The organism is Streptomyces griseomycini (assembly GCF_014203535.1).
GTDB classification, from domain to species: domain Bacteria; phylum Actinomycetota; class Actinomycetes; order Streptomycetales; family Streptomycetaceae; genus Streptomyces; species Streptomyces griseomycini.
Genome location: NZ_JACHJI010000005.1, coordinates 398,069 through 418,464, shown reverse-complemented (window position 1 = coordinate 418,464; position 20,396 = coordinate 398,069). Strand labels below are relative to the sequence as shown.

The following is a 20,396-nucleotide window of genomic DNA, read 5'->3' as shown; positions in this document are numbered from 1 at the left end:
GGGCGTCGACGAAGCAGTGCGGCGATGATGTGCGCGTGTTCCACGAGGATCTCAGCGAGTACGACTACCAGGACGAGGACGCGTTCACGGACAGGGAGTCGGGCGTCCACGCGCTCTGGTACCGCCCGGCGTACACCCGCCTGAACATCGGGTGGCTGGCAGCCGGTAGGCCGTACTCGACAGGACCGGTCCCCACGGCGTTCGTGGAGAAGCTGAAGGCCGTTCAGGAGGTCCAGTGGATGAACGTCCGCCTCGGGGTGCACGCGTGTGACCTGTGTCCTGCGGACGAGGCTCCGGAAGGAAACGGGGAGGTACGGATTCCGGGCGGGCCCGGCATCGCTTATGCCGCTCCGTTCCTGATCACGCACTACATCACCGCTCACGGCTACCGACCGCCGCAGGCCTTCATGGACGCTGTTCTCGCTGTCGATCTCGACGCGTGGGCATCCGCACGGTGGCCTGACGTCCCCTTTCCCTGGGTTCCGGACGACGCGGAACGCATGCTGGAGTAGCGGCGAGCGAGGCTCACGTGCGCAGCCATAGCCGGATCGAGGCGACGGCGACCGTCCCGTGAAAGACGTAGGCCCGCTTGTCGTGACGGGTCGCCACCGCCCGGAAGACCTTCGGCCTGTTGACCGTCCGCCCCACTTCGTCGCGGCGTCGGTGGGTCTCTCCGCCGAACCCGGTCGGACGGCCGCCCTTGCTGCCACGCCTCTGGCGGTCGGCCCGCCGGTCCTCGGGCTCCGGGATCGTGTGCTCGACCCGGCGCCGCAGACGGCGTCGGTTGCGGCGCGACGAACAGGCCCTGTCGCCGCCAAGGCGATCGGGGCGAGTACGCGGATGTCCGCCGACGGGCCGCGGAACCCGGACCTGTTCCAGCACTGCGGCACGCCGTCCGGACCCGCCCCTTCTGAGGGGATCTACGACCGGGTCCGCACCACCACGGGTGGCCGGCCCGACCGGCAGACGGCCCACTGGGCGGTGCGCCTCACCGACCATCCGCGCCGGACGGGCCCGGCGGCAGAGCCGGGACGGTGGAGGCGGCGGTCGCCCGCAGGGCCCCGGACGCCGAGCGACGTGTCCCGTGGAACCGAATCCGGCGCAAGGCCGGCGACCTTGCCGGGCGGCCAGGCCGACCCGGATCGCCGCCTCCGACCCCCGCCCGCACCGCGCCCATCTCCTCGAGGGAGCCCGGTGGAGCGTGCGCGTCCTGGCCAGGTCCCGCCCACCACCGTGCTGAAGGCCCCGGACCGCTGGCCCGACCGGCCCGGACACTGCCGGATCGACGCTCGCGCCGGCCTCCGGCGCAGGACCGTGCGGCAGCACGACGCCGTCCGCACCCCCTGACCACCGGCATGCCCGGATTCGCACGCCTGCCCGAGGGGGATCACCTAAGGTACTGCGGCATGACGCTGCAACTTGTTCAGGTGAACTTCAAGGCCCGGGACGACTCGGCGCTCGGCCGGTTCTGGGCGGAGGCGCTCGGCTGGGGTGTCTCCAGCGAAGGACCCGGCGTCACCAACCTGGAGCCCGTGGGCTTCGACTGGCCGGATCCGTCCGCCGTCTGCATCGATCTCGTCCGCGTGCCGGACCCGGAGACGGTGAAGTGCCGCGTGCACATCGAGCTCGCCACCACATCCGACGCCCATCAGGCGGAGGTGGTCGCACGTCTGAAGGAGCTCGGGGCGACGCCCGCCGCTGTGGGCCGGAGCGATGCGCCGTGGACGGTGATGGCCGACCCGGAGGGCAACGTGTTCAGCGTTCTGGAACCCCGGGAGCTCTACCGGGACACCGGGCCGATAGCCGCCGTGGTCGTCGCCTGCGCCGACCCACGGGCCATGGTCCGGTTCTGGGGCGAGGCGATCGACTGGACCGTCCACGAACTGACCGACGACCGCGCTCTGCTGCGCTCCGCCAAGGGCGTCGGTCCGTACCTGGAGTTCCGCCGCACGCCCGACGACGAGATCGTGCGGAGCCGTGTCCACCTCGACGTGATGTCCGACCCCGTCGAGGACCAGGCGAGGGAGGTCGCCCGGCTCGAAGGCCTCGGCGCGACACGGACCGACGTGGGTCAGGGTGACGTCTCCTGGGTCGTCATGACCGACCCGGCGGGCAACGAGTTCTGCGTCCTCGGCCGGGGCTGACGCGGAACTCCGTCCGCTCCTCCACGGCGGTGCGACGGCGCGCGGCGCCGGGCTCCGCCCTCGCCGACCGCCGACTCACGCCGGCCCGACCCACGCGTACGGCAGGAGAGCCGGAGACCGGAAGCAGGTCCCGGTTCTCCGTTCTGCCGCGAGGAGTCCTGCTGCCGCCTGTCGCCTGTCGTGTCCGGGAACGGCTTGGAGCAGCGGCTGGCACTCTCCGTCTTCTCGTGCCGTGACCTCGCCGTCAGCGCCAGCGGGCCGGCCCCGGCTCCACCGAGGCGGGTCAGGCCGGAACGGCGGTGCTCGTGCAGGTCCCGGCCCGTGCCCGGCCCGCGCACCGTGGTGCGCTCATCGAGCAGCGCGCGGGCCTGCCCGCGGGAGAGGAGGGCGGGCCCGGTGTCCGGGCAGGCGTCGCGCGGGCTGACCACCTCGCCGGGGCCGGGACGGCGGTGGGTGACGAACACGGGCCCGCGGGCGCGGCTCGGGCAACCGGGCCAGCCATCCGGGCGGTCCCGGCGTCCCGTGGGTGTCCTTGGCCCTCACGGGCAGCGACGGCCGACCGGGTCGGGGTCCTCGGTGCTGACGTTCGGGACCTCCTCGGAGCGGGCGCACGTCTCGTAGGGCATCCGCCACAGCGTCTTCTCCCGCAGACGGAGGTCCCGGCGGGTGGTCAGCCGGTCGGTCGCCGGTTTGGAGCGCACCGGGGTGTCCGAGTCCGGCGGCGGCAGCCGACTCGCCCGGGCAGGGACCGCCGGCCCGTCGCACCCGCGTTCAGCGACGGATGCGGGGAGCCGGTCACGCACGACCTCCGTCGCCCCGCAGGTACGCTCCCGCACGCGCTGCAGCCACTGCGGCCTCGGCGGCCTGGTCCGCGGCGGCTTCGTCGAGGGGGGCGCTGCTGGTCAGCAGGCGGTAGTAGAGGGGGGCGGAGACAGCACGGATCACCTCGTGGACATCGGTGCCCTCGGGCACCTCGCCCCGGTCGACGGCCTGCTGGACGCAGGGTGCCCACTCCTTGACGCGGATGTCGTAGAAGCGGTGCAGGGCCTCGGCCGTCTTCGCCTCGCAGGTGGCGGCGGCGATCACTGCCTTGAACAGCGCTCCCTGCCGCGGGTCGGCCAAGGTGCGCTGCACGAGCCGGGCGTTGGCCTTGAGATCACCGAGCAGGGAGCCGGTCTCGGTGCGCGGCAGTGACTGCTCTGCCATGTCCAGCAGCAGATCGGCCACCAGGCTGGTCACCGTTCCCCAGCGGCGGTAGACGGTGGTCTTGCCCACCTCTGCACGGCGCGCGACGTCGGCGAGGTCCAGGTGGGCGAAGCCATGCTCCGCAAGGGCGTCCCCGGCCGCCCGCAGCACCGACGTCCGCACCCGCGCCGTGCGCCCACCAGGACGGACGGTCCCCGGACGCGCATCCTCAAACCCCATAACGGGACTCCAGTTTCGTTAATTGCTCGCACCTGCTATGTTGGGTCACACCCTAACGGAACTCCAGAACCGTTAGCCAGATCAGGTGACGAGAGAGGAACAGCTATGGAGTACAGGCGGCTGGGCGCATCCGGCCTCGAGGTCCCCGCACTGAGCTTCGGCGCCGGCACCTTCGGCGGCCGAGGGCCGCTGTTCGGCGCCTGGGGCAACACCGATGCGCAAGAAGCCCGCCGTCTCGTGGACATCTGCCTCGACGCCGGGATCACGATGTTCGACACCGCCGACGTCTATTCCAGCGGGGCCTCCGAGGAGGTGCTCGGCGAAGCGATCAAAGGCCGCAGGGACCAGGTGATCGTGTCCACCAAGACCGGCCTGCCGATGGGCGACGGCCCAGGCGATGCGGGCTCCTCCCGTTCGCGCCTGATCACCGCGTGCGAGAACGCCCTGCGCCGGCTCGGCACCGACTACATCGACCTGTTCCAGCTGCACGCCTTCGACGCCGGCGTGCCGGTCGAGGAAGTCCTGTCCACACTCGACGATCTCGTACGCGCGGGGAAGGTCCGTTACCTCGGCATCTCCAACTTCTCCGGCTGGCAGGCGATGAAGTCCCTCGCGAGCGCGGAGAGATACGGCCGCCCGCGCTATGTCGCACATCAGGTCTACTACTCACTCATCGGCCGCGACTACGAATGGGAGCTGATGCCCCTCGGGCTCGATCAGGGTCTCGGAGCCCTCGTCTGGAGCCCGCTCGGCTGGGGACGGCTCACCGGCAAAGTCCGCCGCGGCCAGCCGCTCCCGGCCAACAGCCGACTGCACCACACTGCGGACTACGGCCCGCCGGTCGAGGACGAACACCTCTACCGCGTGGTCGACGCCCTCGACGAGATCGCGCAGGAGACCGGCAAGAGCATTCCGCAGATCGCCATCAACTGGCTGCTGCAGCGACCGACCGTCTCCTCCGTCATCATCGGTGCCCGCGACGAGAAGCAGCTTCGCCAGAACCTCGGCGCCGTCGGCTGGACGCTCACGCCCGACCAGACGGCGAAACTCGATGCGGCGAGCGGCAAGACGGCGCCCTACCCGTACTTCCCCTACCAGCGCCAGGAAGGTTTCGCCCGCCTCAACCCACCGGTTGTCGCTCCTCCGTCTGCTGCGTGACATCGGCGTCGGGCGACCGAAGGGTGTAGCCGCGCGTCCCGGACCCGGACTGGGCGTGCGGCCTCGCCCAGCGCCCGCCGGGCGCGGACAGCCGCGGTGCCAGCCCCTCCCCCTGTCCGCCGGCTTGTCGGCACGAACGCAGACGGTCACCGGGGAGCCCCACGCACAGCCGGACACGCGAGGTCATCGGTGTGCTCCCCGCACCACGGGCGGATCGCCAGGCCCTCCACATCCTGCGCCCGGCCGACGAGCCCGGGTACCGCAGTCGGATCAAGGGCCGGGCCGACCTTCAGGAGGGCCGCCACTCCCCGTTCGGAAGACCTCCTCCAGACAGAAGGACCAGATGACCGCACCGCCCGCGTACACGGCCCTGAGCCGCCGCAACCGGCTCACCGCATCCGTCCTCGCCCTCCCGGTCCGTTCCGCCGCACGTCGCCCTGCCGGTCCCCCCGTCACGCGGCTTCGCCGCACGCGATCGCGGTCGCTCCTGCTGTCGTCACCCGGGCGAAGGGGATCCCGTTCGCGCCGCGCACCGGGGGGCGGGCCGCGAAAGGGCCACCGGCAGACCTTCACCGGCCGGACCCGTTCGCCGACGCCGGCCCGCGTGACGGAGCTCATCCGCCCTCCCCGGACCGGGAACCTCGTCCGGGCCCGCCTTCGCACCGGAACAACGGGAGCGACATCAAACCGGCCGGCGATGGGCAGCTTTGAACCATGCCCACCGACACGACGGCTCCGCCCGGGGTGCAGGTGTGTTCACTGAAGCGGGACACGCCGCAGTCGATCCCGGCGAACAGCCCCTACACGGTCATCAGATTCCCCTTCGGGACCGCCGAGTCCACCGACCGGTTCGCCATGCACCAGGTCAACCAGCCGGACGGGTACGTGATCACGAACTGGGACACCGACGACCGGTCCGGGCTGATATGGCCCAGTACGGCCGGCTGGGGCGTCCTGTACGCGATGATCCAGTGGGAGGCGGGAGACTACGAGGAACTGCGCGACCAGTTCGTCCGGGATCCGCTCGGCCTCACTCCGGCGCCCGGCGACACCACGGCGACGGAACACCGGCCGCCGAGTCCCGGCATGCAGTGCTGGACGAAGCAGTGGGGCATCTTCGTCGACCCGGCCGTCCCGCTCGCCGTACGAGCCACCCACGACGACAGTGTGGCGCGGAACATCGTCCTGGCGGAGTTCAAGCTCGCCGTCCATCACGCCGCCTGACGAGATCGCGCCCGGTCGACGGCGAGACGCCGGGCACGGACGCCGATGCCGCCCGGTGCCCACGTCTGCCGCGCCGCCGGCGGTCCGACCGGCGACCCGGTAGGCCACCACCTGATCGCCGAGGGCTCGTTCCCACGGCCGCCGGGGCGAGCACGGCATGATGGGGGGTATGCGGATCCGGCCTGTGCTTGTCTTCGACGGGGACTGCGGGTTCTGCACCAGCTCGGTGCGTTTCATCGAGCGAGTGGTGCGTCCCCGGTGTGAAGCCGTCCCCTGGCAGCGGGCCGACCTCGCGGCCCTGGGTGTCACCCGGGAACGCGCTCGGCACGAAGCACTCTGGGTGACACCGACCGGAAGGGTGTACGGCGGCGCCCAAGCGGTGGCGAAACTGCTGCTGAGCGCCGGCGGCGCCTGGACGCTCGCGGGAGCGTTCCTCACCCTGCCGCCGCTGCGCTGGGCGGCCCACGCCGTCTACCGGCTCGTGGCGAACAACCGCCGGCACCTGCCCGGTGGGCCGGCGGGGTGCACGCTGCCCGCGGACCGAACGCGACGAGCGTGACCCGGCGGTGCCCCGGCGTGGCGCGGGAAGCCGTGCCACGCACCGTTCCCCGGCTCGTCAGGCCGGTGCGTGACGGGGAAGGCCCATGGGATTGGGGAAGGGGATGACGCCGGAGGTGAGAACCCGCTCGGCCGACGGACGGAGCAAACCGATGAGCCGGGTGACCTCCGTTGCGCCGAGGGCGCGGTACGGCCGGACGGCCAGGGCGTCGGTGCGGACCTCGATGTGGGCGCGCAAGCCGCGCCCCTCGGCGGTGGGGTGTCCGCCGCCTTCCAGCAGTCCCCGTGCGGTGAGGCGGTGCACAGCCGCCTGCCAGTCCTCCTCGGACCAGCCACGGTTGTCCCGCAGGACCGCCGCAGGCACCTCCTCGCACGCGGCGAGGAGCACATGGGCCTCGCAGCCGTCCAGGCCCTCGGCGGTCAGTACGGCGACGTGGCCGTCGCCGCGGTGCTCGCGCAGCGTCGTGGCGCCCTGCCAGAGGGCGCTGACCGGGTCCCCGGGGCCGGGCAGGTCGCGGTTGGCGGCGAACAGCGGGCGCCCGGCGCCGTCCGCGACGGCGACCACCCGTTCCAGCAGAGGGACGGCCTTCGCCGCGGCATCCGGCACCGACGGCACCACCCGGCGCAGTGCTGCGGCGGCCGCCTCGACGCGGGCGCGGAGCACGGCCTCGGGCGCGGCGAACCCCCATGCGTCGGGAATGGCACGTCGCACCATGGCGGGATGGAAGTTGTAGAAGACCGCCTCCACCGCACCCGCGGCCACCGCTCCCAGCGGTGCGGCCCGGGCCGCGAAGTAGCCCATCCAGAAGCCGCGCAGGCCGACCGCGCGGTTGGCCTCGTGGCTCTCGGGCGCGAAGTACGTGACCGCGTGCAGGGGTTCCAGGGCCCGCCAGACCGTCCGGGCGAATACTGCGTCCACGTGTGCCATCCTCCCAGACGTCCCCACCCGGGCCCGCACGGAGCGGCTGGGTGACGGGACCGGGGTGAAGCCCCTGCGTCCTTCCGTCGGCCACGAGGTCGAGCCGCGGAAGGCCCGCGAAGGACAGGCGCCGGCAACCGGACGGCCCCGGGCAGGTGCCCCGGCCGCTCGGACGCCGTGCCGGCTCGGGCTGCATCCGGAGCGGCCGGACGGTGCGATGGGGGGTCAAATCCTTTTGCCCGGTGCGCTCCGGCGTGGTTGGCTCACGCCCATGACCTGGCTTCCTCACGACTTCGTCCATCCCCTCCACGTCGACATACCCGGCGGCGGGGGTCACCGGCTGCGTCCGATCAGCGGTGCGGACGCACCGCTCGACTACCCCGCGGTGATGGGCTCGCGAGAGCGGCTGTGGTCGCTCTTCGGCGCCGCCTGGGGCTGGCCGCCGGCCACGATGTCGTACGAGGCGAACCACGCGGACCTGGAGCGGCACGCCGCGGAGATCGAGGCCCACCAGTCGTTCAACTACACCGTCGAGAACGCGGACCGCACCGCCCTGCGCGGCTGCGTCTACATCGACCCGCCGGAGAAGCGGGGAGCCGACGCCGAGATCTCCTGGTGGGTGGTGGACGAGGAAGTGGGCGGTGCGCTGGAGCGGGCGCTGGACGCGTTCGTGCCGCGCTGGATCGCCGAGGACTGGCCGTTCGAACAGCCTCGGTTCATCGGACGGGACCTGACGTGGGAGGAGTGGCTGCGGCTGCCGGACACCGAGTGAACGGCGGCCGCCGGACCGTCCGTGAACGGACGGACCGGCGAGTGCTCGCGGCCTCGAGGGCAAGGCCGCTCCTCGAGGGTCCTGTCGGTCACCGGCACCCGGTCCCGCCGCGGCCGCGCCCTGTCGTGCGCGTGCGGGCCAGCCCCCGCCGCTCGTCCGTCGCCGTCCCCCGGCGCGAGCGGTACCACGCGTGCGAGGCCGGTGGGGCCCGGGCAGTACGAAGGCCCGGTGACAGGGTGTCACCGGGCCTCGGCGAGAGCGGATCAGCGCCTGCGGGGCCGACCGGTCCCGATTCCCGCCAGGTGCAGGGCCAGGGCAGTCATTCCCAGCAGCATGACGTTCACCGAAGAGAACACGTCGTTGGTGCCGATCTCCGCCGCGTTGATCAGGAAGGCGATGAAGAACAGCACTGCCGCGACCATGCCGAGCATGAACGAACTCCTCTCCTGGGGATGGGATCCGTATGCCCGGACAACGCCCTCACAGACATGGACGGCGCAACACGGTCGGCGCCGGCCGTGTGATCAGGTGGTGGTCCCTTCCCGCCGTGGTCTGTCCGCGCAACGGCGGACGAGGTCCTGGAGGGCGGGACCGGTGCCGTCGGCCGGGTCCCGCCCCGTCGCCGACCCGGCCGGGGCCGGCGACGGGGCGGTGGGTGACGTCCGGGCGGTCCCCGCTCGCCGAGCACGGGCGCGCCGTGGGCCCCGGTGCGCGGCTGGGCCCTCCGCCTGGGCATCGGCCGAGCCGGTCTGCCGCTCCCAGCGGCCCGGCCCGGCCTCGGCACATCGGGAATGGCCCCCGAGCCCCGCCGAAGCCGTCGAGGCCTCGACGCCGAGCACGCGCGGGCCGTCGGGTGCTCCGGAACGCGGCTCCCGGGTGCGGGGCGCCGGAGGAACTCCAGTTGACCCGCTGCACCACCGTGCGGGACGCGTCACCGGTCGATCGGGGATCCGGCCGCCGGCTCGCAGAGGCGTCCGGGTTCGGTCACCGGCTGCGCGGACACGGATCGGCGCTGAGGCCCGGGGCCCCGCCGCTCTCTCACCGGTCGCCCTGGATGCTCGGCGGCGGCGCGGAGGCCGTCGGCGGACCAGCAGCCGGAGTGACGCCTGCGGGGTCTCCCTCAGGACGGGTTCCGCTGTGCCGCCCGGCGGGCCGAACGATGGCGCAGCCACAGGGGGAGGGCGTACCAGGACACCGCGAACCACAGCATCACCCCGCCGACGAGCAGTTTCGCCATGAGACCCGGCACGACGACGTGCAGGATCAGGAACAGGGTGCAGCCGATGGTCACGGCCAACAGGACCATGCCGCACATCATGAGCCGGTGCGCCGTCTTCACCATCTCGTCCTTCATCCGCTGCCCGGACAGGAAGCGGTGGATCGACACCGGCGCTATCAGGGAGGCGGTCGCCGCCGCGCCCGACACCACCGTGATGACGTAGACGACATGGTCGAACGTGCCCAAGTCGTGGAAGAGGGGGGTGAAGGCGACGCTGAGCAGGAAGCCGAAGAGGATCTGGACGCCCGTCTGCGCGACGCGCGTCTCCTGCATGATCTCGTTCCACCGGCGGTTGACGCGCTCGCGCGGGGTCTCCGGCGCCTCCTCCGGGGAGGGGACGGCGTGGCTGCCGCACTCACCGCACCGGCCGCTCTCCGCCTCCGGCCCCTCGATCTCCGACCTCTCGATCGACTCCGTCGCCATGCTCATGTTTCCTCCCGTTCCGGACCTGCGTCTGCCCGTTCGGGTTCGTTGCATGCCAACGGCAACCGACTCCGCCCGAGACGCCGTCGTCGCCGGCTTCGACCTCCTGCAGAAGCGCACCCTGCCCGACGACACGGCACCCGCGCCACGTCGGCCCGGTGACGCCATAGCCTCCGCCCGTGACCTGTCGCCGCAGTCGGACCGGGAGTCCCGGTCCCCGCGAGCCACCTCGCCGCCAAGCGCTCCTGGACGATACGGACTGGGCGTCGCTCGCCACCGCGCGGGACGGGCGAGTCCCTGCCGACGGCGCCGGCACGCGTCGTCGGTCCCGCCCCGGCCGTCGCGGAAGACGCCTTCGGCCGCGACGCCGACGCGCCACCGCACCGCTCGACCCTGCTGAGCCTGCTCGAGTGGCTCGGTGGTACCGCCCACGACGCGTGCGTCACCGCCGGCGAACGCCACTTCGGCGAGGGGTTCCTCGACGAGAACGGGGAGATGCGCGCGTTCCGGGATCTGCGTCCGGCGGTCTTCTCCGCTGTCCACCCCTTCCTCGGCCACGCCAGCGCGGACGTACGCGACGCGGTGCTCCTCGCCGCGCCCCCTCGCAGAGCACCCCGTCCTCACCGCGCACCGGGCCGAGCCGGCCGACCACGCCCGCGGTCCGCCGGCCGCCGGCACCGACCGCCGCGACCGGGACCGCGTCCGAGGAAACCCCGTTGCAGGGTGATCACCCGGACGTCTAACGTCGGCCGTCATCGGCGTGTAGCTCAGCAGCAGAGCACCGGGCTCGAGACCCGGAGGGCGCAGGGGCGGAACCTGCCACGCCGGCTTATGAACGACAACGCTGAGCAGCAGCCCCTCACCGCGGCCCCGTCCTACCCGAAGGCCCAGCTGGCCAAGGCCTTCGTGACCGCGCTGACCCACGAGGACGCCGACACCCGGCGCCGCGCCGAGGTGCGCGGGCAGCGCTGGCGGGAGGTCCTGGCGGGAATGGCCGCGGGCCGGCTGTCGGTCGGTTCGCGCACGCCCGTGGACGGGTTCCCGGCCTGGTGACTCCCGAGGTGGTCCGGGGCGGCTTCGCCACCGGGACCGCGAGCGCGGGCGGTCCGCTCCAGGCGTACGAGACCGAGGCCGCGCGCGCTTTCGGGGTGCCCGCCGAGCGGCGCGCGCTCTTCGCGCACTGCCTCACCGAGCCCGGGCTCGCCTGGCTGTGGGACCGGCTGGACAGCGGCCGCTACGAGATCGGCGTGCCCGAGGAGGCCGCGCTGCTCACCGTGGCCTGGCTGGTCCGGCACGGGGAGAGGGACGCGGCACTCGACCTCGTGGCGGAGCTGGAGCCGTTCGCCGACCGGCTGCGGTTCCTGCCCCGCCCGGCGGACGCGCCCGCGCCGGACGCCACCGCGGCCCTCCACCGGTACACCGTCGCCGAGGCCGTCGACGCCCTGGCACGGCGGCGGCCCAACACGGCCGTCGAGACCCAGCGCGAGGCGCTCGCCGTGTGGCAGCCGTTCGGCGACGAGCTGCTCGTCCACTGGCTGCGGACGGCGCGGGACGGGCGGGTCCTGGAGATCCTCCCGGATGCCGGCTGGCTGGCGCACGGCGAGGTCCTGCTCGGCCGCTACCGGCGGCTCGCCGCGGAGCACACCCGTTGCTCCAAGCACCGCAATCCCAAGGAGAACCTGGGCATTCTGCGCGGTGCCCTGGAGGAGACCGCCGCCGGACTGCCGCTGGACGCGCGCCGGCTCGGTCTGCTGCGGCACGCGGTGCAGTCCATGGTGCGGCGGCGCGGTCTGCCGGGTTCCGCCGCGCACACGGCCCTGCGCCGGTGCCAGGGCGAGCAGGCGGCGCTCGCCTCCCACCACGCCCTGGCCCAGCTGATGCTGCGCCGGCTCGCCGTGCTCCCGCAGGAGACGGGCATCACCGACGTCGCCCCGCTCCTGGACGCGGTGACCGAGGACGAGAGCCGGGAGACCGGCCTGCCCGCCGGAGCGGTCGCACCGGCCGTGATCCGCCAGGTGGTCGAGTCCGCGCTGAGCGCACCGCTCGGCACGCTCGTGGAGCGGGGCGTCGTCCCGTCCGCCGAGGTCCTGGCCGAGCTGGTGCCGCAGCTGGTCGCCGTCACCGCCGCACAGGCGTACGGCGGCGAGGCGCTGCGAGCGCTGATGGCCGCGAACCACCGGGCGTTCGGCAACCGCCGCTCCCTGCTCCTGCTCAACCTGGAACGGCAGGTGCGCCTCGAGGAACTGCCCTGGGTACGGGCGGTGTCGGGGCAGCGGTCCGCAGTGCTGGGCAGGCCGGACGGCGAAGGCGCGCTCGCCGTGCTGCGGCAGCTGGGCGAGTTGGCCGTGCAGGCCTTCCCGGGCACGCTCCTGCCCAATCCACTGGTCCGCGAGTTCGGTGTCCTTGAACGCCAGCGCGATCTGGGTGCCCCGTTCGTGGAGGAGCTGGCCGCCGACATCTTCATGGGCACGTTCAGCCCGAAGTTCCTCACGGCGGCGCGGATCGCGGGTGAACTGCTCGGCGGCACGCTGTACGAGCGTTACTACGGCATCGACTACGCGGCGGTCCGTGATCTGGCGATCGTCGAGACCGCCACGGCCCTGACCCGTCCGTACGGTGCCCACACCTCTCCCGGTTTCGCGCGGCTGTGCGCCGAGCGGGCCGGGACGGCATCGCGGTCCTGGTCCGTCGCGGCGAACGGCGCGGTGATCGAGCAGGCGCAGATCCTCACCACGCACAACCTGGCCACGCTGGTCCACCGGGTGGGCGTCGCCCCGCGGCCCGGTTGGGCCGACCTGGCACGCCGCTGTTTCGTGACCGTGTGTCGGCTGGCCTCCCGTGTGCACCGCAACCCGCGGCCGCTGGGCACCGTCAAGGACGCCGCCTACGCGTGGCGTCAGATGGTCTTCCACCTGTCCCTGTGCCCGCCCGCGGAGCAGCGGCGGGTCATCGCAGGCCTGCACGAGGAGACGGCCCGCCACCCGGCCCATGCCGCGGCCCGGCTGGCCCCTGCCCTGGCGGGTCTGGACATGGTCGCCGGGGGCGGCGCCTTCGCCGGTGACGGAACGGCGGACGGCGGACGCGCCCGGCGCTTTCTGGGATGGAGCACCGACGGACACTGGATGCGGTGAGGATCAGGTGACGGCTGCGCCGCTCGCCGGGCGCGTCCTTCTGCCGGTCCGCCCCGGCCGTGGTCGGTCGCCGTCGCTTCGATCCGCGCCGTGCCGTCCGCGGTGCCCCCGCACGCCGGTTCGGCGGCCGCACACGGGCTGTCCCCGGGGAGCGGGGTGACGGCCGCCCGGCACGGAACGCACAAAAGGGCAGAGGTTTCCCTCGAGCGCGGGCGTGGTCCCGGATCGGCCGGGGACGGGGCGAAGGACGGGACGGGCGGTGGAGTGCGACGTGGAGGACCCCCGCCCCGTCGATCTCCGACTCGGCCCTCACCCGCGTCGACGGCCGCCACGTCGAGGTGGTCGCGTGGTACGGCAACGAGTGGGGCTTCTCGAACCGCGTGATCGACACGCTCGAGTTGCTCGCCACCCGCTGACCGGACACCAGGCCGGCACCCCGCCACCGGCAACCGCGTCGCCCAGCGCTTGCCTCGAGCGCTCCGGTCGGCCCGCGCCGGTGGCCCGGGCCGGAGTCGACGGCGTGCAGACGACCGGGCAGAGCAGCCCCCGGCCCAGCGAGCACGAGGCCCGCCTCGAGGCGTACTCGACGGCTGCACCGCTACGACACCCGACGCCGCCACTCCCACCTCGGTCACCGCAACCCGATCGCCTGCGCGAACACCTTCCGGACGACGCTCCCCACGCCGGCGCAAGCCGCATGGTCCGTGTCCAGGGACCGGGGTCAGGGCCCGGATGTCAGTGGCATCGGGGATGCTTGGCGGCCCGTGTCACCGAGGCAGGGAGTCCCCGGATGTCGATCCGCGTTGCCGGCCGTCGCCGTGCGATGGCGTCGCTCACCGCCGCGTTCCCCGGCGCTGAGGTCATCGATGTGACCTCCAAGGCACCGGAACCATGGGTACGACTGAGCCCGTTCTACCCGCACGGCGGCATCCCGGTCCCCTACTGCGAGGACGTGACCAGCCAGTCCGTGGAGGGGATCTGGCAGGCCCTCAAGGTCTTCCGGGGCTCCGACGTCGACCCCACGAAGCTCGAGGTCACCACGGTGAAGGGACTGAAGCGGACGGTGCGTCGACACGGCCCCGTCCAGGGTCACCGCACCGGTCTGCGCGGCGGCCGGCTGCTGTCCTACGAGACGGCCCGGCGCCGGATCTACCTGCCGGCCTACCGGTGGGTTCTCGAACACCGCGTCGCTGACCTGGTCGAGCGGCTCCGCGACAAGGAGGACGTCGTGCTCCTGGATTACACCACCAACGGCGATGTCGCCGATCCCGCCAGCCCGCTCTCCCACGCCGCGCTTGTCCGGCTGTACATCGAAGGCCGCTGGCCCCGAGAAGGTGACGCGGACGCGTCCGACGCGGTCGGTGATCACATGCGGTGAACGACCCGGCACCGGGATCGGCTCAGGTACGACGACGGGCCGGCCGAGGACGGTGCGGTCACAGGGCGGCGGTGGCGAGGAAGGCGTCTTTGGCGGGGGCGGTGGCTCGGGGGTACAGGGCGCGCAGGGGCACGTGAACGGGCGGGTCGGGGCGAGGACACGGACGGCGTCGCCGGCAGCGGGGCCTGGGGCTGTGGTGACGGAGGCGAGGCGGTCGGTGCCGATGACGCCGGTGGTGGGCGGTGTGCCCTGGAGGGCGGTGCGTTCGGTGCGGGGTTCGAAGCCGGCCGCGCGGCAGTGGCTGACGAGCAGGTCGGTGTAGCCGGATCGGCCCGTGCGGCGGGGTCACGGCCCGGCAGGGCCCGACGTCCCCGCCGGGCGCGCGGGCGAGCCGGCGCCTTCTCGCGGAACGCCGAAGGCCGGACCGTCCTGGTTGTGCCTGTTTCGGAGGCTCCTGCCAGTACAGTCGCCGCAAGGTGCGAGTGGAGAGGCAGGTGTGGGGATGCTCGATATCAGCGGGGCCACGTGGGTCGTGACGATCTCGGTCATCGTGGGACTGCTGGCCCTGGACCTGACGTTGGGATGGGTGAGGCCGCATCGCGTCGGCTTCCGGGAGGCCGCCGCCTGGTCCGTGTTCTACGTCGCGGCCGCCGTCGTCTTCGGTCTGTGGTTCATGGGCGCCTACGGAGGCACGTACGGCACCGAGTACTTCGCCGGTTACCTGGTGGAGAAGAGCCTCTCGGTCGACAACCTGTTCGTGTTCGTCATCATCATGACGACGTTCACCGTGCCGGAGGAGCACCAGCAGAAGGTGCTCTCCTTCGGTATCGTGCTCGCGCTCGTCATGCGTGCCGTCTTCATCGCGCTCGGAGCCGCGCTGATCTCCGCGTTCTCCTTCATGTTCCTGCTGTTCGGCCTGCTGCTGATCTACACGGCCGTGCAGCTCTACCGGCACCGGGACGAGGATCCGGACGTGGAGGACAACGGCGTGGTGAGGACGGCCCGGCGGCTGCTCCCGGTCACCGAGGGTTATGTCGACGGCCGGATCCTCACCCGGGTGGAGGGGCGACGGATGGTGACGCCGCTGCTGATCGTGCTCATTGCGATCGGCAGCGTCGACCTCCTGTTCGCACTCGACTCCATCCCCGCGGTCTTCGGCGTGACCGAGGAGCCCTACATCGTCTTCGTGGCCAACGCGTTCGCCCTGCTCGGCCTCAGAGCGCTGTTCTTCCTCGTCAAGGGTCTGCTGGATCGACTCGTCTACCTGTCGACGGGCCTCGCGGTGATCCTGGCCTTCATCGGGGCGAAACTCGTCCTCCACTGGGCGCACGAGGACATCTCACACAGCGTTCCGGAGATCTCCACTCCGCTCAGCCTTGTGGTCATCGGGATCGTGCTTGCCGTCGCCACGGTGGCCAGCCTGATCAAGACTCGTCGTGATCCCACCAGCAAGGCGCACGCCGGGTCGCTCAAGGCCCACCGGGCCCGGCCGGAGCAGGAGGGGGGCTGAGGCCGTCGGCACCCGTCACGGCGGTCGCACCGTAGGTTGCGCCGATCGTTCAGGCCGCATCGACGACCGGGCACGCGCGGAAGTACGGCTCTGGTACCGGCCCGACCACCGACACCGGGTCATCGCCCGCCGCGGCTCGCCAGGCCCGAGGCGATCTCCTGCTGCCCGGCGGAGACGGTCCCGGAGGAACTGTTCCGCGTCGCCGGCGGTGAGGGACACGTCCGCGTCCTGTCCCCCGGCTCCCGTCCGCTGTCGCCCGGCACGCATGAGAGCGGAGGCGTTCCGGCCACGGCGCGGGCGGGCACCCGGCCTTCGGCGGTGCCCGCCCGCATGCCTCGCGTCTGCCCGGGGGGCATCAGCCGCCCACGTACCAGCTGAATCCGTCGTTGCTGGCGGCGACGGCCAGGAGCACGAGCCAGAGCACCACGTCGACGATGCCGAGGATGATGCCGGCCTTCGCCATTCCGGCGCCGTTCTTGACCGCCGCCTGGCGGCGGGCGATGGCACCGAAGATGATGGCCAAGGGGCCCAGGACGATGTTCAGAACGAACAGTCCGACGACACCGCAGCAGAGGCTCGCGATCGCCAGGCCATTGGTGCGCGATCCGGAGGACTCGACAGAGGAACTTCCGTAACTCGCCATGGGATACTCCCGGTTGTCGGTTGCACGGCCCGGACGGGCCAGACACTCCTTGACTTCCTACGTGGTTGTCCGAATGCCCGTCCGAGGCGCTCCCATGTCAACGGGGCGTCAGATTCGAATTCGAGGCGGGGGCCTTCCCGCTCGTCCCTCCGGGCGGCCGCGGCCCGCGAGCGTCCGGACGGTGACGGCCCCCCGCGGCATGCCCGGGGGTCTCCGGTTCCACGGCGCCGTCCGTGGTCGTCCGCCCTCACGGGGACGAGGTGAGCACGGCCTCCACGGTACGGGGAACGGCTTCGGCCGGTCGTACCCGCCCGGGATGCGCTTCCCCGTCCGCGAGGAAGGGCGTACTCAGCGACCTCGGGAAGCCGTGGGAACGGCGGCATGAACCGGTCGCTGCGGGCCGGCCTGCTCGTGCCGCGTACCTCGGCGGCGATGACGGGAGTCGTCCCCGCGATGCCCCGACCTGCTCGGCCCGCCGGGCGTCCGTGACCTGCTGGATCCACGGGGTGCCCGCCTCAGGGGCGCGCCCTGCCGGGTACCGGCCAGGTCGCCGGGCACCCCGAGGCGCAAGGAGATCGCGGCCGGACGCTCGTCCGGTGTCGTCCGGAACGCCTCCTGGTTCGGGGGGCGGAGGGTGTGGCCGGCGGCGGAGGGCCGGTCGGGCAGTGCCGTCTCGCCGACGTCCTCGAAGGCCCACTGCACATCCGGGAGGAATCCGTCCGGCACGGCGGGCGGTCCGGCCATCGGGTATCCCCGATCTCGTCGTCGGTCTTCACGTGCGGTGCGGTGCGGTGAGCGGGGTGTCCGGGTCGCTTGCCACGGAAAGGTCTCGAACGCCCCGTCTGTGCTCCCGGGCGCACCGTCAGCAGGGTGAGTCACTCGGGTGATCCGGGCACGTCGGCCGGTCCCCGATCGCCGACGACCGCTGACACCGTCAGGAATCACTCGTCCAGGCCGCAGCACCCCCTCGCCGGTTCCACCGGCGAGGGGGTGCTGCACGAGGCGCTCGTGTCTTCGACCGCCCGGGCGCCCGACCCGCACCGCCGGCCCCGAGGGGCTCAGCGCAGCAGCTGGAGGATGGCGCAAACGCCGACGACGACGACGAAGACGCGGAGCGCCGTCGGAGGCAGCCGGCGCCCGATCTTCGCACCGATCTGCCCTCCTGCCGCGGAGCCCGCGGCGATGAGGAGGACGGCGGTCCAGTCGAAGTCGGCGACGAAGAGGAAGAAGAGTGCCGCGATGCTGTTCACGATCGCCGCGAGGACGTTCTTCACGGCGTTGAGGCGCTGGAGGGTGTCGTCGAGCAGCATGCCCATCAGGGAGAGGTAGATGATGCCCTGGGCCGCCGTGAAGTAGCCGCCGTACACGCTGGCAAGCAGAAGGCCGCCGAAGAGGACGGGGCCGCCGTCGGTTTTCGTGACGGCTCCGGCCCGGGTGCGGCGCCGCTGGACGGCTGTGGAGAGGCGCGGCTGGAGAACGACGAGGACCAGCGCGAGCGCCACGAGGACGGGGACGACCGTTTCGAAGGCGGTCTCCGGAAGCACGAGCAGCAGCACCGCTCCGGCCAGCCCGCCGATCGCGGCGGCGACACCCAGTCGCAGGACCAGTGAGCGTTGTCCCTTGAGCTCTTCCCGGTACCCGATGGCACCGCTGACGGATCCGGGAATCAGACCCAGGGCGTTGGACACGGTCGCCGTCACCGGTGGCAGCCCCGTGGCGAGGAGCACCGGGAATGTGATCAGCGTTCCCGAGCCGACGATGGTGTTGATGGTGCCGGCACCGATACCGGCGACAAGGACTGCCAGTGACTCCCAGATGGTCAACGCCATCTCCTTTGCGTTCGGTAGACGCCTCCCCGCCTTGGAGGTCGAGGGGCTCCACCGATCATGCACGAGGTGCATCCGCGCCGACGGAAGGGGGGTGCTCCGGGCCTGCGGGAACGCGGAAGGGGCGGAGTGCGGTGGCGTGCCGCCGTGTGGTGCGGGGGATCTCCTCGGCCGAGTGCGCGAGTTCCCCTCCCTCGTCTGCGCCGTCTGTCGGCGGCTGCTCCCCGCTCAACCGGCAGGCCACCGTGCGCCTGTCCCGGGGAGCGGGCATTTTGCCCCGGTAGGCGCACGACGGACTTGCTCCGGTACCGCCGCTTCGCCCGTTCCCCGTGCTCGCTGCGCGACCACGCCTCGCCGGCGCGGTGGGATCCGCTCAGCCGGCGCCACAGCACGCCGGCTGGGGATCATCCGGACGACGCCACGGAGAACACCAAGACCCGTCTCCACCACGACCCGGTGTTCCCCGTGCTCCGCTGCCCGGCCCGGGGCGGTCTCCGGCTCAGGCGCCTCCCCGGGCAGTTCCTGGCTTGCCTCACCGGGTTTTCAGGAGGTGCTGGGTCCCCTCGGCACCGAGGACGGCGTGGCCCCATGCCTGTTCGCCGACGACGGCCGGTACGTCGGCATGCTGAACGTCAGCACCCGCCGGCCACGGCACACGCCCGATCCGGCGCGCGCCGTGGTCACCCTGCTCACCGAGGCACTCGCCGCAACCCCCGACCACCGCGCGGTCCCGCCGTCCGGGAAGGCTGCCGCGGCCGACGCGCGGCGGCCGGGCCGCAGCCCGGGGAATCGCACCCACCCGTTGGCGCGAACCCGGCAGCACGAGACTCGAACCGCAGGCGTGCCGCAGCCTCTCGGTCTCCCGAAGGAATCCGCGGAACACGTCAAGTCGATCCTGGCCTTGCAACTCCCGCAGGCCGACGTCGAATTCGACCTCATCGTCGGCATGGAAACGGAAGATCGCCAACACACCGGCAGCCGGCCGGACCCGCGGGACCGGGCACTCGGCATCCGCCGGGGCGGGACAGCACGGCCTCCGTCCGGGGCACCGGAAGCGCCCTCTGTCTCTCCCTCGGCGTACTGGCGCTTCCAGCCCCCTCTCCACGACAGGATCGAGGACCGTCCGCCGGTCCTCCACCGAGGCATCCGGGACACACGTCCGGCGGCGGCCCCTCGCGCCCTGGTGGAGGGATCCGCAGGGGCCGGCGCCCGCTCATCGGCATCCACCGCTGGACGTGCGCTGCCCCCGGGTCTGATCTTGAGTTTCGCGGTCTGCGGGCGCCTCCGTGCGTCACGGGGAGAAGGGGAAGGTGCCCCGCCCGTTCCCGCCGGAGTCCTCGCCGGAGTGTTCCGCGAGCAGTGTGAGCCAGTCGCCGTCGAGGAACTGCCGCTTCCAGGTGTCGATCTCGTCTTGGGGGATGTCGTACTTCTCGGCGGCCTGGGCGCTCGTCGTGTGTCCGGACATCACGGCCATCACGATCCGTATCTTGTCCGCCCCTGTGGGCTTGGATCCTTCCGGCTTGTCCGGCAGCAGGTCGCCGGGGCGGAAGCAACCGGGTCGGCCGGGCTCGCCCGGCCGGCCGGGCGCCCCGCCCTTGCCACCCTCTCCGCCCTTGCCGCCCTTGCCGCAGTCCGCGTGGTGGCCGGGCGGATGACGGGTATCGGTGGAGTGGCTGGAGCCTGCCGGGGTGCTCTGCGCCGCCTGGACGGCGTATGTGGTGCCGGCGGCGAGAGCCGCCGAGGCCATCGCCAGGACGAGCGGACGCTGCCAGGAACTTCCGGCCATGAGGGTTCTCCGTTTCCAGGACGAGGGTGTCCACGTGCAGGCGCTGGGCCCCGGGTGCCGTGTCCGGTCGGCCGGGGCCCGGCGCGGTGATCGATGAGGGGGCGGGGGGGGGGGGGGGCCGGGGGGGGGGGGGGGGGGGGGCCCCGGCCGCCGCCGCCCCCCGCGCCCCCCTCGCCGAAGACGCTGCGGCCCCCCGCACCCCCGAGGCCCCCGGCAACCC

The 20,396-nt window shown here is 72.6% G+C and carries 16 protein-coding genes, 1 tRNA gene and 4 pseudogenes; 11 read left to right on the top strand and 10 right to left on the bottom strand.

Translation table 11 applies throughout. The annotated features are described in order from the left end of the window. Window positions 1–29 precede the first annotated feature (29 nt). Window positions 30–512 carry a DUF7919 family protein gene (locus tag FHS37_RS16435; protein WP_229890005.1) on the top strand — a complete coding sequence of 161 codons (483 nt, stop codon included), beginning with the start codon at window positions 30–32 and terminating at the stop codon, window positions 510–512. A gap of 13 nt (window positions 513–525) precedes the next feature. On the opposite strand, the pseudogene FHS37_RS16430 reads toward FHS37_RS16435, so the two are convergent. Next, a pseudogene (locus FHS37_RS16430) lies at window positions 526–882 on the bottom strand (transposase family protein); the annotation flags it as partial. A gap of 524 nt (window positions 883–1,406) precedes the next feature. Here FHS37_RS16430 and FHS37_RS16425 point away from each other — a divergent pair. Then, a complete protein-coding gene (locus FHS37_RS16425; RefSeq protein ID WP_184821776.1) occupies window positions 1,407–2,144 on the top strand; it encodes a VOC family protein in 738 nt (245 codons plus the stop codon). A gap of 539 nt (window positions 2,145–2,683) precedes the next feature. Here FHS37_RS16425 and FHS37_RS40755 read toward each other — a convergent pair. Together FHS37_RS40755 and FHS37_RS16415 are read right to left on the bottom strand one after the other, a co-directional pair. Further along, a complete protein-coding gene (locus FHS37_RS40755; RefSeq protein WP_184821774.1) occupies window positions 2,684–2,845 on the bottom strand; it encodes a hypothetical protein in 162 nt (53 codons plus the stop codon). 94 nt (window positions 2,846–2,939) lie between these two features. Next, window positions 2,940–3,569: a TetR/AcrR family transcriptional regulator gene (locus FHS37_RS16415; protein ID WP_184821772.1), complete on the bottom strand. Its 630-nt coding sequence runs from the start codon at window positions 3,567–3,569 to the stop codon at window positions 2,940–2,942. Window positions 3,570–3,674: 105 nt separating this feature from the next. Between FHS37_RS16415 and FHS37_RS16410 the strand changes: the two genes are divergently transcribed. The 3 genes from FHS37_RS16410 to FHS37_RS16400 all read left to right on the top strand — a co-directional run bounded on the left by FHS37_RS16410 (window position 3,675) and on the right by FHS37_RS16400 (window position 6,510). Next, window positions 3,675–4,727: an aldo/keto reductase gene (locus tag FHS37_RS16410; protein WP_184821770.1), complete on the top strand. Its 1,053-nt coding sequence runs from the start codon at window positions 3,675–3,677 to the stop codon at window positions 4,725–4,727. A 714-nt stretch (window positions 4,728–5,441) separates the two neighbouring features. Beyond that, a complete protein-coding gene (locus FHS37_RS16405) occupies window positions 5,442–5,951 on the top strand; it encodes a hypothetical protein (protein WP_184821768.1) in 510 nt (169 codons plus the stop codon). Between the two features lie 169 nt (window positions 5,952–6,120). After that, window positions 6,121–6,510 carry a thiol-disulfide oxidoreductase DCC family protein gene (locus tag FHS37_RS16400; protein WP_184821766.1) on the top strand — a complete coding sequence of 130 codons (390 nt, stop codon included), beginning with the start codon at window positions 6,121–6,123 and terminating at the stop codon, window positions 6,508–6,510. A gap of 57 nt (window positions 6,511–6,567) precedes the next feature. On the opposite strand, the gene FHS37_RS16395 is transcribed toward FHS37_RS16400, so the two are convergent. After that, complete coding sequence (locus FHS37_RS16395) at window positions 6,568–7,437, bottom strand: SCO6745 family protein (protein ID WP_184821764.1); 870 nt, start codon at window positions 7,435–7,437, stop codon at window positions 6,568–6,570. Between the two features lie 262 nt (window positions 7,438–7,699). On the opposite strand from FHS37_RS16395, the gene FHS37_RS16390 reads away from it, so the two are divergent. Beyond that, window positions 7,700–8,200, top strand: coding sequence for an N-acetyltransferase (locus FHS37_RS16390; protein ID WP_184821762.1), 501 nt, complete (start codon window positions 7,700–7,702; stop codon window positions 8,198–8,200). Between the two features lie 263 nt (window positions 8,201–8,463). On the opposite strand, the gene FHS37_RS16385 is transcribed toward FHS37_RS16390, so the two are convergent. Both FHS37_RS16385 and FHS37_RS16380 read right to left on the bottom strand, forming a co-directional pair. Next, complete coding sequence (locus FHS37_RS16385) at window positions 8,464–8,631, bottom strand: hypothetical protein (protein ID WP_184821761.1); 168 nt, start codon at window positions 8,629–8,631, stop codon at window positions 8,464–8,466. A 689-nt stretch (window positions 8,632–9,320) separates the two neighbouring features. After that, window positions 9,321–9,902: a DUF6328 family protein gene (locus FHS37_RS16380; RefSeq protein ID WP_373304294.1), complete on the bottom strand. Its 582-nt coding sequence runs from the start codon at window positions 9,900–9,902 to the stop codon at window positions 9,321–9,323. 756 nt (window positions 9,903–10,658) lie between these two features. Between FHS37_RS16380 and FHS37_RS16375 the strand changes: the two genes are divergently transcribed. The 5 genes and pseudogenes from FHS37_RS16375 (at window position 10,659) to FHS37_RS16355 (ending at window position 15,921) form a co-directional block, all read left to right on the top strand. Beyond that, window positions 10,659–10,730 (top strand) — tRNA-Ser (locus FHS37_RS16375). A 3-nt stretch (window positions 10,731–10,733) separates the two neighbouring features. Then, window positions 10,734–13,033 (top strand): annotated as a pseudogene (locus tag FHS37_RS16370) (hypothetical protein). Window positions 13,034–13,314: 281 nt separating this feature from the next. Further along, a pseudogene (locus FHS37_RS16365) lies at window positions 13,315–13,449 on the top strand (type I glyceraldehyde-3-phosphate dehydrogenase); the annotation flags it as partial. A gap of 374 nt (window positions 13,450–13,823) precedes the next feature. Next, the gene (locus FHS37_RS16360) at window positions 13,824–14,411 is read left to right on the top strand and encodes a DUF6939 family protein (protein WP_184821759.1); all 588 of its coding nucleotides are present in this window, start codon (window positions 13,824–13,826) and stop codon (window positions 14,409–14,411) included. Between the two features lie 502 nt (window positions 14,412–14,913). Beyond that, window positions 14,914–15,921, top strand: coding sequence for a TerC family protein (locus tag FHS37_RS16355; protein WP_184821758.1), 1,008 nt, complete (start codon window positions 14,914–14,916; stop codon window positions 15,919–15,921). Window positions 15,922–16,276: 355 nt separating this feature from the next. Here FHS37_RS16355 and FHS37_RS16350 read toward each other — a convergent pair whose 3' ends face one another. The 4 genes and pseudogenes from FHS37_RS16350 to FHS37_RS16335 form a co-directional block, all read right to left on the bottom strand. Continuing rightward, window positions 16,277–16,564, bottom strand: a complete 288-nt coding sequence (locus FHS37_RS16350; protein ID WP_184821756.1) for a DUF4190 domain-containing protein — start codon at window positions 16,562–16,564, stop codon at window positions 16,277–16,279. 1,058 nt (window positions 16,565–17,622) lie between these two features. Then, a complete protein-coding gene (locus tag FHS37_RS16345; protein WP_184821754.1) occupies window positions 17,623–18,393 on the bottom strand; it encodes a sulfite exporter TauE/SafE family protein in 771 nt (256 codons plus the stop codon). Between the two features lie 847 nt (window positions 18,394–19,240). Further along, window positions 19,241–19,543, bottom strand: a pseudogene (locus FHS37_RS39430) (hypothetical protein); the annotation flags it as partial. 138 nt (window positions 19,544–19,681) lie between these two features. Then, window positions 19,682–20,176 (bottom strand): helix-turn-helix domain-containing protein, encoded by a 495-nt coding sequence (locus FHS37_RS16335; RefSeq protein WP_184821752.1) that lies wholly within the window; start codon window positions 20,174–20,176, stop codon window positions 19,682–19,684. Window positions 20,177–20,396 lie beyond the last annotated feature (220 nt).